Here is a 15,436-nt window from a genome sequence, read left to right on the forward strand (position 1 = left end):
TAAATGGCTTTTTCCCTGAAAGGGCGTATTGCGCTGATTATGTTTTCCGGTGCCCTGCTAACCGTGCTGGGAGTGCTGGCAACTGCTTACCACTCACTGGTTGATGATCTCGAACAGCTATACAGCCAGCGTCAGTTTAATGCAACTGTGCGCGCCGCCGAGCAGGTGGAACAGAGCCTGGCGTCTCGCCGGTTGGCGCTCGAGAGTATGGCACCACAACTGTCTGATGGGCTGCGGCTGCTTTCCCTCGCTAATCTGCAGGCCAGACTTGCCCGTCAGCCTAATGTGACCCGGTTGTTTTCCGGGGGCCTGGTAGTATTTGATGCCAATGCCACCGTGATTGCTGAAACGGATCCGGTGCCCGGCCGGCTGGGCACCAGTTATACCGACAGGGCTTACTTCAGGAAGGTGCAAGATACCCGCGAGACGGTCATCAGCCGTCCTCTTGTCGGACGTACCAGCGGTGATCCTGTAGTGGTATTTGTCAGCCCGATACTGTCTGATGAGGGAGATTTACTGGGCATGCTGGCCGGTGTGGTAAATTTAACTTCAGACTCTATTCTTCCTGAAAAAAGAATAATTGAAGCCCGGCGTGAAGGAGTCAGCTTCAGAATCATGGATACGGAAAACCAGATATATGTGTATAACGGCAAAACATTATCCCGGGAATTACAACCCCTGCCGGTACCGGGAGATGACCTGCTGGTGGATGCGGTATTATTTGGTGACCGTCTGGGGGTGATTGAGCGGGATGGAGAAAAACACTGGGTATATGCCAGTACTCATTTGCAGGAGCTGGGTTGGGTGTTTGTCAGGGCCTTGCCACATCAGCAGGTTGTGACGCCTGCAAAAGCCTTTTTCAAGCGCTTTGCCAGCATCAGTCTGCTGATTGGTGCAACGCTGTCACTGTTTGCGTTTTGGATTGCCTGGGGTGCGATGCGCCCGCTTGAGACGATGACCCGGCGCATCCATGCCATGGCCCAGGGCAAGAGTGATTCCCCTTTACCTGAAACCGGCGTGCCGGAGCTGGTGGGGTTGGCCCGGGCTTTCAACCGGCTGACCGCCGAGCGCCGGGCATTAAGCCAGGTCAAGGACGACTTTGTGGCTGTGGTCAGTCATGAATTGCGTACACCGCTCACTTCCGTTAACGGTGCGCTGCGACTGGTCAATTCGGGCGTGACCGGCACCTTACCGGACAAGGCCGCCGAGCTGACCGGGCTTGCACAACGCAACGGTGAGCGGTTGCAATATCTGATTAACGATCTGCTCGACTTCAGTAAACTCAGCAGCGGAAAAATGACCCTGACCCCGGTTGATTGCCGTCTGAACGACATTATTGATGATGCACTTAACGGCAACCGCCCCATGGCAGCAGAGAGAAATGTGAGCCTCCGGAGTGCCTGTGGTGATGATCTGACAGTGCTGATGGATCCGCTGCGCATGCGTCAGCTGCTGGATAACCTGATCAGCAATGCCATCAAATATTCACCGGAAGGCGGCCAGGTCAGGGTACTGGTAGAGCAGGATCAGCCCGACCAGCTTAAAGTGACGGTCAGCGACCAGGGCGAAGGTATACCAGAAGCCTTTGCCGGGCGGTTGTTTGAACGTTTTTCCCAGGCAGAATACGGCACCATGCGTGCCTGTGGCGGCACCGGGCTGGGGCTGGCTATCTGCAAGGAACTGGCAGAACTGATGGGCGGACGCATCGGTTTTTATAACCGTAATGGTGCCCATTTTTGGATTGAGCTGCCCAGCCGGTACGGTGAGCCGGAAGGAAAACAGCCATGAACATACCACCATGGCCGTTTAACGAGCGGTTAGTATCAGCCCTGACTGCCGTCAGCCGATGGATGCCACTTCTTCTGATGTCAGGTGACGCCATTCTCCTTCGGGCAGGGTGTGGTCGAGTACGATATCGCCGATCTGCTGGCGGTGCAGAGCGGTGACCCTGTTGCCGGCGGCGGCAAACATGCGTTTCACCTGATGATACTTTCCTTCCTGAATGGTCAGTAAAACCTGAATGGGGGTAATGACCTCCAGTGTGGCGGGCAGCGTGGCCTTGGGCTCGCCGTGCAGCAGCACGCCTTCGGCAAAGCGGGCGGCGGTGCCGGCAGCCAGAGGCTCTGCCAGTGTGACTCGGTAGGTCTTATGGCAGGCCCGCTTCGGCGAGCGCAGCCGGTGCGACCACTGGCCGTCGTCGGTGAGCAGCAGCAGGCCGGTGGTGTCCACATCGAGCCGGCCGGCACACTGCAGGCCTGACGTCAGCTCCGGCGGCAGCAAATGCAGCACGCAGGGGTGTCGCTCGTCCTGGCTGGCGCTGATATAGCCCTGTGGCTTGTGCAGCATCAGGTATCGCGGTGGCTGCAGATTCAGCAGCCGGCCATTAAGATGAACTTGCTGATCACCGATTTTGATATCGCCCTTTTTAGCCACTTCATCATTCACTGTGACTTCGCCCCGGAACAGGGCCTTTTTGGCCATGGAGCGGGTCAGGCCGGTGGCTTCACATAAAAAGCGATCCAGGCGCATCAGGCTGGCTCGTCACCGGCATCAGGCATATCATCCTGCAGCAGCCACTCGGTCAGTACTTCCTTGGCCTGCTCCACGCCCAGTCCTTTCAGCGAGCTGAACGCCTCGACCCGGATGCTGCCGCCAAAGATGGCCACCGCTTCACGCACCCGCAGCACCTCAGCTTTGCGGGCACCGGATTTGAGCTTGTCGCATTTGGTCAGCAGCGCCAGTACCGGCAGCTCGCAGTCACTGGCCCATTGCAGCAGTTGCTGATCGATGTCTTTCAGCGGATGACGAATGTCCATCAGCACCACCAGTCCCTTGAGGCTGTCGCGCTGCTGCAGGTATTCCGACAACGCCTGCTGCCACTTCAGTTTCATTTCTTCCGGCACCTTGGCATAGCCATAGCCGGGCAGGTCGATCAGGCGTTTGCCTTCACTCAGTTCAAACACGTTGATCAGCTGAGTCCGTCCCGGGGTCTTACTGGTGCGGGCCAGGGATTTATGCTGGGTGATCGTGTTCAATGCAGAGGATTTACCGGCATTGGAGCGGCCGGCAAAGGCGATCTCAACGCCAGTGTCGGCGGGCATCTGCCGTATGTTGGGCGCGCTGGTAATGAAGCGGGCGGCATTAAAGTTTATCTTGTTGTTGTTCAATGTGAATTCCCCGAGGTTATGAAGCCGCCCTGATTACTTTCCGGCAAAATTGTGTAGAATAGTGCGGTTTTTTAAATCGCATTGTAACATGCCCTTGCTGGTATGTGATCTGGAAGCTCTAACAACGAGAAGTCGGAACGTCATGAAAAAAATTGTTTTCACGCTAGCCTTAATGCTCGGAGTGGCCGGTACCGCACAGGCCCAGGGCGATGTCGAAGCCGGAAAGGCCAAATCCGCCACCTGTGTTGCCTGTCATGGCAGCGACGGTAACAGCCCGACCGACATGTACCCCAAAATTGCCGGACAGCATGCTTCCTACATGGAAAAGCAGCTGGCCGAATTCAAGGCTGCCGCCACCGGTGGTGCCGGTCGTGCCAACGCCATCATGGGCGGTATGGCGATGCCTCTGTCCGAGCAGGATATGGCTGATCTGGCCGCTTACTTTGCCAGCCAGGCCATTACTCCGGTGCCGGTAGCGGAAGACGTGATTGAGCGTGGTGCCGCGCTTTATCAGGGGGGGGATATCGAGCGTGGTGTGACCGCTTGTATCGCCTGTCATGGCCCCCGTGGTGAAGGTCTGGAATCTGCTAAGTTCCCCAGCCTGAGCGGCCAGTATCCGGCTTATATAAAGACCCAGCTGGAAATGTTCCGCAGTGGTGATCGTAACAATGATCCCAACGGCATGATGCGCGATATTGCCACCAAGCTGACCGACGATGATATTGCTGCGCTGTCTCAGTATGTGGCTGGCCTGCACTGATAGATGACGGGGGCCTGCAGGCCCCTCACTTTTCTGGTTTATTGATGTCCTCTTGCCCTCCTGTGTTTTGTTGCCCGCTCTGCGCCACTCCCGACCATACCTTGTTTTATCAGGATCACCGTGATTACCATCAATGCACTCGATGCCGGCTGATTTTTGTGGATCCTGCTCAGCGACTGACACAAAATGCGGAAAAAGCTGAGTATGATCTGCACCGCAACGATATTCAGGATGCGGGTTACCGGCGCTTTTTAAGCCGGCTGGCCAATCCGCTGATGGCACGGCTGGCGCCGGGCAGCGAGGGGCTGGATTTTGGCTGCGGGCCGGGTCCGGCACTGGCGGCGATGTTTAATGAGGCAGGCTTTGTGGTCAGTACCTATGACCCTTACTATGCGGATCATCCCGAACGGCTGCGGCGACAGTATGACTTTGTCACCTGTACCGAGGCAATTGAGCATTTTTACTATCCCGGGCGGGAATGGCAGCGTTTACTGACCATGCTCAAACCGGGTGGCTGGCTGGGGTTGATGACCAAGCTGGCCCGGGACCAGGCGGCTTTTGCCTCCTGGCACTATAAACAGGATCCCACCCATGTCTGCTTTTTCAGCCGTAACACCTTTATGTGGCTGGCAGAACGGGACGGGCTCGGCATTGAATTTATCGGTGCCGATGTCATTCTTCTGCACAAACCGGAGTCGTTATGACACGTATTAAGAAGGCCCGTACTCCGGGTCGTATCGGTGCCCGCAAGGAAAACCGCGAAACCGCCGAACAGAGCAGGGAACGCAAACGCAAAGCCAAGCGCAAGGGCCTGGCCCCGGGCTCCCGCCACAACGTGGAAGGTGGTACGCAGGGTGGCAAACCCCAGAAACCTTCCCAGGATCCCCGTCTGGGTTCACGCAAGCCCGTAGCCCTGGTGCAGGAAGACAACACCCGGGAGCAGGCCGTGGTGGCCCGCGCGCGTCCGGTGCCGACACCACAGCTCACGCCGGAGCAGGAGCTGGAGGCGCTGGAAAATAACGAGCGTCTGAACACCTTGCTGGACAGAGTGGAAGACGGTGACAAGCTGAGCAAGGAAGATAAAGTCTGGCTCGATCGTACCCTGGCCCGTCATCAACAGTTGCTGGAGCAGCTCGGTTTGCTGGACGAGGATGAGGAAGAAGGCGATGGCGAGCCCGGCGATGACCTCTGGGAGCGCTTTATGGACGCCGAGCTTGATCCTGCTCAATATCGGGAGGAGGAAGACAAGTCATGATCTCACCCTGGTTGATCGCTGCCCTGGCGGGTGGCGTCATCATTGTGGTGCTGGCCGTGTATGCGGGTATTTTGCTGGCCCGTCTGCGCCAGCAAACACAATTCCGGCAGCAGGCTATTACCAGACGCAATGAACGCATTCTTGAAAGCGTGCGGGTCATTGCCCTGGCGGTCAAGGAGGATCAGTGCAACCTGTCGGAGGGAGCCATTCGCCTGACTAATCTGCTGAATGCCCTACAGTTCGATCAGCCCAGAAACTTTGCCGAGGATTATCCCGGCCTCTACGATCTCTATGACAGAGTGAAAGAGCTGCCGACCCACGAGGCCCGCAAACAGCTGAAGCGCAACGAACGCATGAAACAGGATCTGCAGCGGGCTGGCCATGAGGGTGAGCTGGAAGCCACTATTAAAACTGAGGTCGAGCGACTGGTCAGTCTGGAACTGCCCGGTCTCTGACCGGGGAGGAGACAATGTCAGCGATTGAGTGGGATCAGACCCTCATCGAAAAATACAATTACTCGGGGCCGCGGTATACCTCGTATCCTACCGCCCTCGAGTTTACCGCCGACTTTGGCATGGATGAGTTCAGCGTTGCCGCCGCCCGCTACCCGGAGCGTCCGCTATCACTCTATGTACATATTCCGTTCTGTCACAAGCTTTGTTATTACTGCGGCTGCAACAAGGTCATTACCCGCCACCAGGGCAAGGCCGATATCTATCTGGACTATCTGGAACGGGAAATTAAGGCCATGGCACCGCGTTTTGCCGGCCGTACCGTGACCCAGCTGCACTGGGGGGGCGGAACACCCACCTTTTTGACTGCCCCGCAAATACAGCGATTAAGCGGCCTGTTGCGCCAGCATTTTAACTTTGCCGAGGTGGGTGAATTCAGCATCGAGATCGATCCCCGTCGTATTGAACTTGAGCTGCTTGATGTGCTGAAAGCGGAAGGGTTTAACCGTATCAGCCTGGGGGTGCAGGACTTTAACAAGGACGTGCAGAAAGTCGTGAACCGGGAGCAGGATAACGACTTTATCAAGGCGCTGGTGGCCCGGGCCACCGAACTGGGGTTTGTTTCCACCAATCTGGATTTAATTTATGGTCTGCCGTTGCAGACCCCGGAAAGCTTTCACCACACCCTGGAGCAGGTGGTGGCCATGAGCCCGGCGCGGCTGTCGGTGTTCAACTACGCTCACCTGCCCAGCCGGTTTTCTGCGCAGCGCAAGCTGAAGGACGAAGACATGCCGGCACCGGCCATGAAGCTGGCCATGCTGCAGGACAGTATTCGCTACCTTACCGGCCAGGGGTATCAGTTTATCGGCATGGATCACTTTGCCTTGCCTGACGACAGTCTGGCGGTGGCCCAGCGCAACGGCGAACTGCACCGTAACTTTCAGGGCTACACCACCCAGGGAGAATGTGATCTGTTAGGGCTTGGGGTGTCTTCGATCAGCATGATTGGCGACGCTTATTCCCAGAATCACAAGGATCTGAAACAGTATTACGCTCAGCTTGATGAGCTGGGCCATGCCCAGACCGTGGGTTACGCCCTGAACGAAGATGACTGTCTGCGTCGGGATCTGATCAAGACTCTGATCTGTAATTTCGAGCTGGAGTTTGCACCGCTGGCACAGCAATACGGCATCGATTTTGACGGCTATTTCGCCGAAGATCTGCGGTTGCTGCAAACCTTTGTGGACGATGGGCTGGTGATCCGGGAGGCAGGTCGCATCAGGGTAACGGCCAAGGGCCGGTTGCTGATCCGCAATATCTGCATGTGCTTTGATGTGCACTCCCGCAAGCAGGCGCGCCGGCAGCAGTTTTCCCGGGTGATCTGACAAACACAGGGCGGTCAGCGAGCAGTCAAACGAAATAAATCCGGGCCGCGCGCAAATATTGCGAGCGGCCCGGGCCGTTTATGGCGGTGCTGTCAGCATTTTCCTTTGCCGGCTTTGCCTGGCGGACAGTTGCCTCCACCACCGGTATCTCCACCACCACTATCGCCGGTATTGCCGCTGATACGCCCCCTGTCTTTGACCGTCAGGTCCATATTAATACTGGTGCTTTGCCCGATGTCATCGATGACGGTAAGGGTAACGGTATAGGTTGTTGCTTCATCGTAATTATGGCTCTGATTAACTCCGAAGCTATTACTGCCATCTCCAAACGCCCAGGCATAACTGTCGATACCCATATCGTCCTGGCTGGCCGAGGCATCAAAGCTGCAGGAGAGCTTGTTGCAGCTGTAGCTGAAGGCCGCTACAGGGGCGGTATCGGAACCGGGAGGGGGAGGTGTGCTGTTCAACGACAGGGCATTGGCCAGGTTAAGGCGGCCATGTTGCGTCCAGCTTTGCATATTCTGGCCCCTGGCCCCGATTTTGTCGGCGCCCTGTTCCAGCCGGTAGCGAACCCGCTCATGGCAGGGGGTATCGCCACACAGGGGGGCACCGTTGGTGTCGGTACCGGTCATACTCGTTTCCAGCGCGGCCCATACCATGGCCGCACCGGCCGCCACCAGGGGGGATGACATGGAGGTGCCGCTCCACCAGTCCACACAACTGTCGGTGCCGGGCGTATAGGTTCCACAGTGGGCATCGGGCAGAATACCGATAATATCTTTGCCCGGCGCACTCAGGCTGACCCAGTCATTGCCATAGGTGGAAAAGGAAGCCCTGTCGTCATTGTGATCCGTGGCCGCGACCGCAATCACGGTGGACTCACCGTTGTCAGACAAGCAGGCTGCGGGGTAGGTTTTGGCCTGGTCACCGTTGTTGCCGGCGCCGGCCACCAGCACCACACCCCGATTCCGGGCCAGTTGTACCGCCTCGCATTCGGCGGTGGAAGGGTCGGTGGCAAAAATATTACCACCGGCGTCTATCAGGTCGCTGCCATAGCTCATGTTGATGACCTTGTAGCCCAGCTCGGTAGCCCGGGTAATACCTTCTGCCGAAGCCGATACCGGACACAGACCAACAAAAAAGTAATTGAGTCCGTCGGTGATCAGCTCCTGGTAGCATACCTTGAAGACCCCGATACCGGCATTCCAGGCGGCCCCGGCAATACCCTTGCCGTTATTGGTGTTAGCGGCGATTTCGGATGCCACAAAGGTGCCGTGACCCAGGGTATCGCAGGCGGTACCGGTACACCCCCATAGCTCGGCGGCCTGGACAATGTCTTCCTGGTCCAGACATTTGTCCTTCAATTCCAGGGCGTTGCAGTCGGCCCCGCTATCCAGTACCGCCACGGCTGGCAGGCTGGCGGTGGAGACATTGAGCAGGCTGTTGCTTGCCAGCCAGTCCCAGGCCATGGGAGCTTCGATGTCGGCACCGGGGCTGCCGCTGGTCGTGCTCAGTTGTGCACCGAGCGGGGTCTGGCGCACATAAGTATGAGCCTGGCCGGTATTGTGCAGTGACCACTGTTCTTCAAAGAAATTGTTACTGCCAGCCGGGGTGGGGCCAGTTTCTTCGCTGGGCACGACCAGCAGCCGGTAATAGTCTGGCTCGGCATAAAGCACATTGGGGCTGTTGTTATAGGCTGCTACCATCTCTGGCACCGAGCCGGCGGGGACCTGTATGATTTTTGCGCCAATGCCGGGAATGGTTTTCAGCGACTTCCCCCCCAGTTTCCGGTGCAGTTTGCCCATCTCGGAGGCAGCCGTGCCGGGGATGAATTTCACCAGAATTTGGTTGTCCGCATAGGGCTTAAGAGGGCGGGGCTCCGGCGCAGCCAGGGCAGGCAGGGTAAGCAGCCCGGCCAGCACCAGTATAGTGAATCTGAACATGGTGACCTTCCTTAGCTTCCTTTATGAATGGTGGAAACATATTCAAGGATAGTCATCAGTGGGGTGATGAGATTGTCTTCTGTTACTCGCGCCCGGCGCAGGTCAGCAGTAACGCGGTTCTTTCTTCCGGGCTGATAAAGGCCATATTGAGCGCATTTTCCTGACATTGGCGCGTTTGCTGCGGGCTCAGGCCGGCACGCACGGCGGTCTCCATATACTCATGGCGCAGCTCAATGCCTTCTACCGCCGGATCGTCGGTATTGAGACATACCCGGATGCCCTGCTCCAGAAAGCGGTGAATGGGGTGATGAGCGAGATCAGACACGGTGCTGGTCTGCAGGTTGGAGGTAAGACAGGACTCGATGCCGATCTGGTGCTCTGCCAGATAGTTAAGCAGAGATTCGTCTTCCACTGCCCTTACACCGTGGCCAATACGCGTAGCCCCCAGGTCGTGCACAGCCTGCCAGACGCTGGCGCTGCCGGCGGCTTCACCGGCGTGTACGGTGGCCTGCAGGCCCGCTTCCCGTACCCGGCGGAAGTGTTCGGTGAAGAGCTCACCGGGAAAACCGGCTTCGTCCCCGGCCAGATCCATGGCAACCAGTTTACCGGCATGGGCCAGACAGGCATCCAGCTCGCGGGTGCAGGCGGCCTGGCCAAAGGTGCGGCTCATGATACCAATCAGCTTTACCGGTATACCGAAGTCCCGGCTGCCGGCGGTGATGCCGTCGATGACCGCTTCCACTACGCCTTCAGGCTCAAGCCGGTGGCTCATAGCCATGTAACCCGGGCTGAAACGCAGCTCGGCGTAGTCGATGCCGGCCCGTTGCAGGTCTTCCACGTTTTCATAGGCCACCCGGCGGCAGGCATCGTAATTGCCCAACACCCGTACCCCCCAGTCGAGTCTGGCCAGAAAAGACAGCAGATCGGGGGTATTGCCCTGTACCTGCACATGGGGCAGCAGCCCGTCCAGGTTGTCGGCTGGCAGGGGCAGATTAAAGTCCCGGCCCAGCGCCAGTATAGTGGAGGGGCGAATATTACCGTCCAGATGGCGGTGCAGGTCGAGCAGAGGCAGGTTGGTATCGATCATGACGGCTCCTGTTAAAGGGGGGCTGGACAGCTTAATCCTTTGCTGCCGACGCCTCCGGTTGCAGCTCTTTCAGCTTGCGGGTCAGGGTATTACGGCCCCAACCCAGCAGGCGGGCGGCTTCCTGTTTGTGCCCCCGGCTTTGCGTGAGCGCGCAGTCGAGCAGAATGCGTTCAAATTCGGGCATGGCCTCGGCCAGCAGATCCTTTCGGCCCCGGGCCAGTTCGCTGCTGGCCCAGTGCTTCAGCGCTTCACGCCAGTCCGTGGGCAGGTTGCCCGGGTGCAGTTCCGGTTCGCTCTCCCGCTTCAGCAGTTCGGGGGGCAGATCCGAGATAAGCACTTCCTGGCCGGAAGCCATCACCGTAAGCCAGCGACACACATTCTCCAGCTGACGCACGTTGCCGGGCCAGGGCTGTTGCTGCAGCAGCGCCTGTGTTTCCGGATGCAGGGTCTTGGCGTCTACCCCCAGTTCGGCAGCGGCCAGCCCCAGAAAGTGCCGGGCCAGTCTGGGAATATCCTCCCGCCGTTCCTTCAGGGCCGGCATATGCACGCGGATCACGTTAAGGCGATGAAACAGGTCTTCCCGGAAATCTCCCTTGGCGACCTTTTTTTCCAGATCCTGATGGGTTGCGGCGATAATGCGTACATCTACCTTGATGGGCTGATGGCCGCCGACCCGATAAAACTGGCCGTCGGCCAGCACACGCAGCAGCCGGGTCTGAATATCCAGTGGCATGTCGCCAATTTCGTCCAGAAACAGGGTGCCACCATCGGCCTGTTCAAAGCGGCCGCGCCGCACACTGTTGGCTCCGGTGAATGCCCCTTTCTCATGGCCGAATAACTCCGATTCGATCAGATCCTTGGGGATGGCAGCCATGTTCAGGGCAATAAAGGACTGCGCGGCCCGCGGGCTGTGTTTGTGCAGGGCGTGGGCCACCAGCTCTTTGCCGGTACCGCTCTGGCCGTTAATTAATACGGAAATGGAGGAGCGGGCCAGCCGGCCAATAGCACGAAACACTTCCTGCATGGCCGGTGCTTCGCCGATGATCTCGGGAGTGCGTACCGCCTCTGTCTGTTCGCTGGAGGCTTTGTGCCGGCTTTCTTTTATAAAGGCCACTGCGCGTTGTACCAGCGCCACGGCATCATCAATGTCGAAGGGTTTGGGCAGGTACTCAAAGGCTCCCCGCTGGTAAGCGTTAACTGCGCTATCCAGATCCGAGTGGGCCGTCATGATGATGACCGGCAGGCCGGGAACTCGCTGGTGAATGGCACCAAGCAAAGTGAGGCCGTCCATACCGCCCATACGAATGTCGGAGATCACCACATCCGGATGCGCATCCATCAGGGCGTCAAGCACGCTTTCTCCGTCTTCAAAGCTGCGACAGCGAAACCCGGCCTGGGCCAGAGCCCGTTCCAGTACCCATCGAATGGAGCTGTCGTCATCAACGACCCAAATCAGTTCAGCCATAGTGTGCTCCTATCGTCGTAACGGCAGATAAATAATAAACTCGGTATGGCCTGGCCGGCTCTGGCATTCAATGCGGCCACGATGCTGATGGATCAGCTCCTGTGCAATGGACAGTCCCAGTCCGGTGCCGCCCTCCCTGCCGGTGACCATGGGATAGAACAGGGTGTCATGCAGGGCGGCGGGAATGCCGGGGCCATCGTCGATAATACGCACCTCGGCGGCCAGCCGGTAGCGCTTGCCCTGTAACATCACCTGGAAGGCAGTGCGGGTGCGAATGGTGATATGACCGTGATTTCCCAGGGCCTCCACTGCATTGCGCACCATATTGAGAAAGGCCTGTTGCAGTTGTTCCGGATCGGCTTCCAGATCGGGAATACTGGGATCATAATCCCGGGAAAGACTAATACCCGGGGCTATGTCCATGCTGACGAGCCGGCGTACCTGCTCCAGTACCGAATGCAGATTAATTACTTCCTGTTTGCCCGGACGCTGGGGGCCGAGCAGACGATCGACCAGGTTACGCAGACGATCGGCCTGGGCAATGATCAGGTGAGTGAACTCCTTCAGTTCTTCTTTTTCCAGTTCCCGCTCCAGCAGCTGGGCTGCGCCGCGCAGGCCGCCAAGCGGGTTTTTAATCTCGTGGGCCAGGCCGCGAACCAGTTCCCGGGCTGCTTGCTGCTGTGCGCGTTGCTGCAGCTCCTGGCTGATTTTTTTTTGCTGATCAATCAGCCTCAGCTCCATCAGTGCCAGAGTGCGTTTGTTCAGGGTAAAAGCGGTGACACTCACATCAACCCAGCGGGGCAGACCGTCGATCACTATCTGGACTTCGCTATTGGTAAAGCTCTGTTCAAGTTCAATGCAACGCTGAATACGGCGCATATCAAGGGAAATGTCTTCCACCACCTGATCCAGCCGGGCGTCCTGCAGCCGGCGTTTGCTCAGGGTCAGCAATTGCTCGGCAGCGGTGTTGGCGAAGTGCACCACCAGCTCGCTGTCCACCACCAGCACCGCCGTGAGCTGGCTGTCGATAATGGTTTGAATATTAATCCGGTTATTCACGTTTTCGCCCTTACTCAAACAGTGTGCACCAATATAGTGCAATCAGTGTAGTTCATGAAGTGTGGTGCCACATAATGGTGCATCTGCAGAGAACTTCTCACTGACATGACGGGATATCATTCTTCGCTGCAAAAACCTTGCCTGTCTGCAGTTGATATTGTTGCATAGATAGATAGCCAGAATATAATTAGCTAGCTAATTAATTGGGGGTGTTCATGAAGACATTGGGTATGACGCTGGCAAGTCTGGTTCGCCAATGGCGGCTGATTAATGATGAGCGCCTCAGGCCGCTCGGACTGACGCAAAGCCGCTGGATCACCCTGACCCACTTGCAGCAGGAAAATGGTATACAGCAGCACCGGCTGGCCCGCAGTATCGGTGTTGAAAGTCCTTCTCTGGTCCGGACCCTGGATGGTCTGGAGCAGTTGGGGCTGGTGGAGCGGCGGCCCTGTGCCAATGATCGCCGGAGTAAAACCGTTCATCTTACTCCGGCGGTGACCCCGCTATTATCGGAAATGGATGCCGTGCTGGCGCATACGCGGCAGCAGGTACTGGATGGCCTGAGTGAGGCCGAGCTGGCCGAGCTGGAACGTATGGTGAACCATATTGGTGGCAACCTGCGCAGAATGAGCGAACAGTTAAGCGATAAAGAGAGGAACTAATGAACGCGGAGCAAAGTTTTAACCGCTGGGTACGTCTCGCTTTGGTCGCCTTTGGGACGCTGCTGGTATATTTCGTGTTGATCGACAACTATGTTCCCATGACGCCTCAGGCTCAGGCATACCGGTCGGTGCTGCCGGTGGCACCGCGGGTGGAAGGGCAGGTGGCCCGTGTGGCGGTGAGCAATAACCAGTCCGTGGTCGCCGGTGAGTTGCTGTTTGCGCTGGATGAGACCGACTACCAGCTGGCATTGGAACGGGCCAGTCTGCAACAACAACTTGCGACTGCCGATATGGAGCGTCAGCAGGCGGCCATGAATACCATTCAGGCTGAAATGGAGCAGGTCCGCCTGCGGGCGCAGGAGTTATCTCGTGAGGCCAGCCGAATGGAACGCCTGCATCGTCTGGGTCATATGTCGGTACAACAGGCTGAACAGGCCCGTAACCTGGCGCAACAGGCCGGCAGTGCCCTGAAAGCGGCTGAAGCCCGCCAGCAGGAGGCGCTGCAGGCGCTGGCGGCGGTAGAGCTGACTAATAAGCAGGCTGAAAACGCGTTTGAACAGGCAAAGTTATCGCTGGAACGTACGCAGGTAACGGCGGAGGTCGGAGGACGCATTGGTAACCTGCAACTGCAGGAAGGGGTGCAGGCCAGAGCCGGTCAGCCTTTAATGGCACTGATTTCCAATGAACTGACGGTCACTGCCGATCTGCGCGAGAAAAGCCTGCGCCATGTGCGCACAGGCACCCGGGTGGGCGTGGTGTTCGACGCCCTGCCCGGGCGTATTTTTAATGGCCATGTCAGCAGCATCGACAGCGGCGTACGCCAGGGCCAGCAGCAGGCCGACGGTCAGTTGGTGCAGCCTGAAAACTCCGATCGCTGGGTGCGGGATGCCCAGCGGCTGCGGGTGCATGTTGCCCTTGATGAGCCGGTACCGGCGCTGGCCACCGGCGCACGGGCCACGGTGCAGTTATTTCCTGAAGCCGGCAGCTGGCTGCACGGTCTGGGGTGGATCCAGCTGTGGCTGGTCAGTCAGTTCCGTTATCTCTATTAATGGGGTGCGGCTATGACCTTTACCGATGACAAACTGAGGGGCTGTCTGCGCATTGCGCTGGGCAGCACTCTGGGGATGCTGACCGCCAAGGTCATGGATTGGCAGATGGGGGTGTTTTTTACCGTTTATCCGATGCTGCTGCTGGGCATGGTGCCGGTGCTGAACCGCTTTGTGATATTACAGTTTATTGGTTCCTCGGTGCTGACCTCGCTGGAGGTAATGCTGCTGCCCGGCCTGCTGGGACACTGGCCACCGGCGTATGTGGTGGTGGTGTTTCTGCTGTTTTTATGGCGTTTCAGGCTGATGGCGCAGGGCCCCTTGATGCTGTTTGGTGCCAGCGGCTGCGTCAGCCTGAGCATTATGCTGCACTTTGCCAGCTATCCTCAGTATCATCTGGCCGACATGGCCGCCAGCAACATAGTGGCGTCCTGTCTGTCGGTAGCGGTGGCTGCGGTGCTTTATGTATGGCTTCCTGACCGTGAGTCCCCTGTGGTCCGGGCGCTGCCGGAGAAAAGCGATAATGTATTGCGCCATCAGACCCTGCTGGGGGCAATTGTGGCTACTCTCAGTTTTGTAGTGTTCCAAACCGTGAATCTGGTGGATTCACTGTCGGCTCAGGTGGCGACAGTACTGGTGCTGTTTCCCATGAGTTTTGCCGGTGCCGTGGTATCGGGACGGGCCCGTTGCATCGGCACTTTGCTGGGGTGCTCGGCGGGCCTGCTATTTCAGCTGATACTGTATGACCATTATCACAACCTGCTGTTACTGGGTCTGGCGTTCTGGATTTGTACCATGGTGTTTGCCCGCCTTCATGCCCGTGAGGCCATGCCCGGGGTGGGCTTTGCCGGACTTACCACGGTGGGCATACTGTTCGGTCAGTATGTGTCGCCGGAACATGATCTGGTGTTCAGCGCCCTTTATCGCATGAGTTCGATGACCGTGGCGATTCTTACCACCTTGTGCTGCGTGTATCTGGTACATAAGCTGCTCAATCTGTTTCCATCTACCCGGCATCAGATTTTATAAGCGGGAAGTCTCTGACCTGTCTGTTAGGCCGTGCAAACTCGTCGGCAAAAAAGCACTGCTTCTGCGGAACGCCGAGATGGTATACCACTCAATACTTCAACCCACTGCGAACATTCATTGGATGTT

General features: G+C 57.7%; 15 protein-coding genes. 9 read left to right on the forward strand and 6 right to left on the reverse strand.

Annotated features, from left to right (window positions below; translation table 11 throughout):
• Positions 1-3 precede the first annotated feature (3 nt).
• Entirely contained in the window at positions 4-1,788 is a 1,785-nt protein-coding gene (locus tag B6S09_RS09310) for a sensor histidine kinase (protein ID WP_094278230.1), read from the forward strand.
• A gap of 51 nt (positions 1,789-1,839) precedes the next feature.
• Here B6S09_RS09310 and rsuA read toward each other — a convergent pair whose 3' ends face one another.
• Both rsuA and yihA read right to left on the reverse strand, forming a co-directional pair.
• Entirely contained in the window at positions 1,840-2,529 is a 690-nt protein-coding gene (gene rsuA / locus B6S09_RS09315; protein ID WP_094278231.1) for a 16S rRNA pseudouridine(516) synthase RsuA, read from the reverse strand.
• Complete coding sequence (gene yihA, locus B6S09_RS09320; protein ID WP_094278232.1) at positions 2,529-3,167, reverse strand: ribosome biogenesis GTP-binding protein YihA/YsxC; 639 nt, start codon at positions 3,165-3,167, stop codon at positions 2,529-2,531. The genes rsuA and yihA overlap by 1 nt, the downstream gene beginning before the upstream one ends.
• Positions 3,168-3,309: 142 nt before the next feature.
• Here yihA and B6S09_RS09325 point away from each other — a divergent pair, with 142 nt between their 5' ends.
• The 5 genes from B6S09_RS09325 to hemN are packed head-to-tail and all read left to right on the forward strand — an operon-like array spanning position 3,310 to position 7,019.
• A complete protein-coding gene (locus B6S09_RS09325) occupies positions 3,310-3,927 on the forward strand; it encodes a c-type cytochrome (RefSeq protein ID WP_094278233.1) in 618 nt (205 codons plus the stop codon).
• A gap of 44 nt (positions 3,928-3,971) precedes the next feature.
• Entirely contained in the window at positions 3,972-4,631 is a 660-nt protein-coding gene (locus B6S09_RS09330; protein ID WP_243832823.1) for a class I SAM-dependent methyltransferase, read from the forward strand.
• A complete protein-coding gene (gene yihI, locus B6S09_RS09335; RefSeq protein WP_094278235.1) occupies positions 4,628-5,182 on the forward strand; it encodes a Der GTPase-activating protein YihI in 555 nt (184 codons plus the stop codon). The genes B6S09_RS09330 and yihI overlap by 4 nt, the downstream gene beginning before the upstream one ends.
• A complete protein-coding gene (locus B6S09_RS09340; RefSeq protein ID WP_094278236.1) occupies positions 5,179-5,637 on the forward strand; it encodes a DUF2489 domain-containing protein in 459 nt (152 codons plus the stop codon). Before yihI ends, B6S09_RS09340 begins: the two co-directional genes overlap by 4 nt.
• Positions 5,638-5,651: 14 nt before the next feature.
• Entirely contained in the window at positions 5,652-7,019 is a 1,368-nt protein-coding gene (hemN, locus tag B6S09_RS09345) for an oxygen-independent coproporphyrinogen III oxidase (RefSeq protein ID WP_094278237.1), read from the forward strand.
• Positions 7,020-7,111: 92 nt separating this feature from the next.
• Here hemN and B6S09_RS09350 read toward each other — a convergent pair whose 3' ends face one another.
• The 4 genes from B6S09_RS09350 to glnL all read right to left on the reverse strand — a co-directional run bounded on the left by B6S09_RS09350 (position 7,112) and on the right by glnL (position 12,573).
• Complete coding sequence (locus B6S09_RS09350) at positions 7,112-8,962, reverse strand: S8 family serine peptidase (protein WP_094278238.1); 1,851 nt, start codon at positions 8,960-8,962, stop codon at positions 7,112-7,114.
• Between the two features lie 82 nt (positions 8,963-9,044).
• On the reverse strand, positions 9,045-10,049 hold the full coding sequence (gene add, locus B6S09_RS09355) for an adenosine deaminase (RefSeq protein ID WP_094278239.1): 1,005 nt from the start codon (positions 10,047-10,049) through the stop codon (positions 9,045-9,047).
• Between the two features lie 31 nt (positions 10,050-10,080).
• On the reverse strand, positions 10,081-11,514 hold the full coding sequence (gene glnG, locus B6S09_RS09360; protein ID WP_094278240.1) for a nitrogen regulation protein NR(I): 1,434 nt from the start codon (positions 11,512-11,514) through the stop codon (positions 10,081-10,083).
• Between the two features lie 9 nt (positions 11,515-11,523).
• Entirely contained in the window at positions 11,524-12,573 is a 1,050-nt protein-coding gene (gene glnL, locus B6S09_RS09365; protein WP_094278384.1) for a nitrogen regulation protein NR(II), read from the reverse strand.
• 215 nt (positions 12,574-12,788) lie between these two features.
• Between glnL and slyA the strand changes: the two genes are divergently transcribed.
• From slyA to B6S09_RS09380, 3 genes are read left to right on the forward strand one after another with little or no spacing between them, the layout of a single operon-like run.
• The gene (slyA, locus tag B6S09_RS09370) at positions 12,789-13,235 is read left to right on the forward strand and encodes a transcriptional regulator SlyA (protein ID WP_094278241.1); all 447 of its coding nucleotides are present in this window, start codon (positions 12,789-12,791) and stop codon (positions 13,233-13,235) included.
• Entirely contained in the window at positions 13,235-14,284 is a 1,050-nt protein-coding gene (locus B6S09_RS09375; protein ID WP_094278242.1) for an HlyD family secretion protein, read from the forward strand. Before slyA ends, B6S09_RS09375 begins: the two co-directional genes overlap by 1 nt.
• Before the next feature lie 12 nt (positions 14,285-14,296).
• Positions 14,297-15,310 (forward strand): DUF2955 domain-containing protein, encoded by a 1,014-nt coding sequence (locus B6S09_RS09380; RefSeq protein WP_094278243.1) that lies wholly within the window; start codon positions 14,297-14,299, stop codon positions 15,308-15,310.
• Positions 15,311-15,436 lie beyond the last annotated feature (126 nt).

The organism is Oceanimonas baumannii (genome assembly GCF_002245495.1).
GTDB classification, from domain to species: Bacteria; Pseudomonadota; Gammaproteobacteria; order Enterobacterales; family Aeromonadaceae; genus Oceanimonas; species Oceanimonas baumannii.

What these genes read in the sequence shown, in the direction of transcription:
- B6S09_RS09310 (WP_094278230.1), top strand. Translation starts at nt 4, where the DNA reads ATGGCTTTTTCCCTGAAAGGGCGTATTGCGCTGATTATGTTTTCCGGT.
- rsuA (WP_094278231.1), bottom strand. Translation starts at nt 2,529, where the DNA reads ATGCGCCTGGATCGCTTTTTATGTGAAGCCACCGGCCTGACCCGCTCC.
- B6S09_RS09325 (WP_094278233.1), top strand. Translation starts at nt 3,310, where the DNA reads ATGAAAAAAATTGTTTTCACGCTAGCCTTAATGCTCGGAGTGGCCGGT.
- B6S09_RS09330 (WP_243832823.1), top strand. Translation starts at nt 3,972, where the DNA reads ATGTCCTCTTGCCCTCCTGTGTTTTGTTGCCCGCTCTGCGCCACTCCC.
- yihI (WP_094278235.1), top strand. Translation starts at nt 4,628, where the DNA reads ATGACACGTATTAAGAAGGCCCGTACTCCGGGTCGTATCGGTGCCCGC.
- B6S09_RS09340 (WP_094278236.1), top strand. Translation starts at nt 5,179, where the DNA reads ATGATCTCACCCTGGTTGATCGCTGCCCTGGCGGGTGGCGTCATCATT.
- hemN (WP_094278237.1), top strand. Translation starts at nt 5,652, where the DNA reads ATGTCAGCGATTGAGTGGGATCAGACCCTCATCGAAAAATACAATTAC.
- B6S09_RS09350 (WP_094278238.1), bottom strand. Translation starts at nt 8,962, where the DNA reads ATGTTCAGATTCACTATACTGGTGCTGGCCGGGCTGCTTACCCTGCCT.
- add (WP_094278239.1), bottom strand. Translation starts at nt 10,049, where the DNA reads ATGATCGATACCAACCTGCCTCTGCTCGACCTGCACCGCCATCTGGAC.
- glnG (WP_094278240.1), bottom strand. Translation starts at nt 11,514, where the DNA reads ATGGCTGAACTGATTTGGGTCGTTGATGACGACAGCTCCATTCGATGG.
- slyA (WP_094278241.1), top strand. Translation starts at nt 12,789, where the DNA reads ATGAAGACATTGGGTATGACGCTGGCAAGTCTGGTTCGCCAATGGCGG.
- B6S09_RS09375 (WP_094278242.1), top strand. Translation starts at nt 13,235, where the DNA reads ATGAACGCGGAGCAAAGTTTTAACCGCTGGGTACGTCTCGCTTTGGTC.
- B6S09_RS09380 (WP_094278243.1), top strand. Translation starts at nt 14,297, where the DNA reads ATGACCTTTACCGATGACAAACTGAGGGGCTGTCTGCGCATTGCGCTG.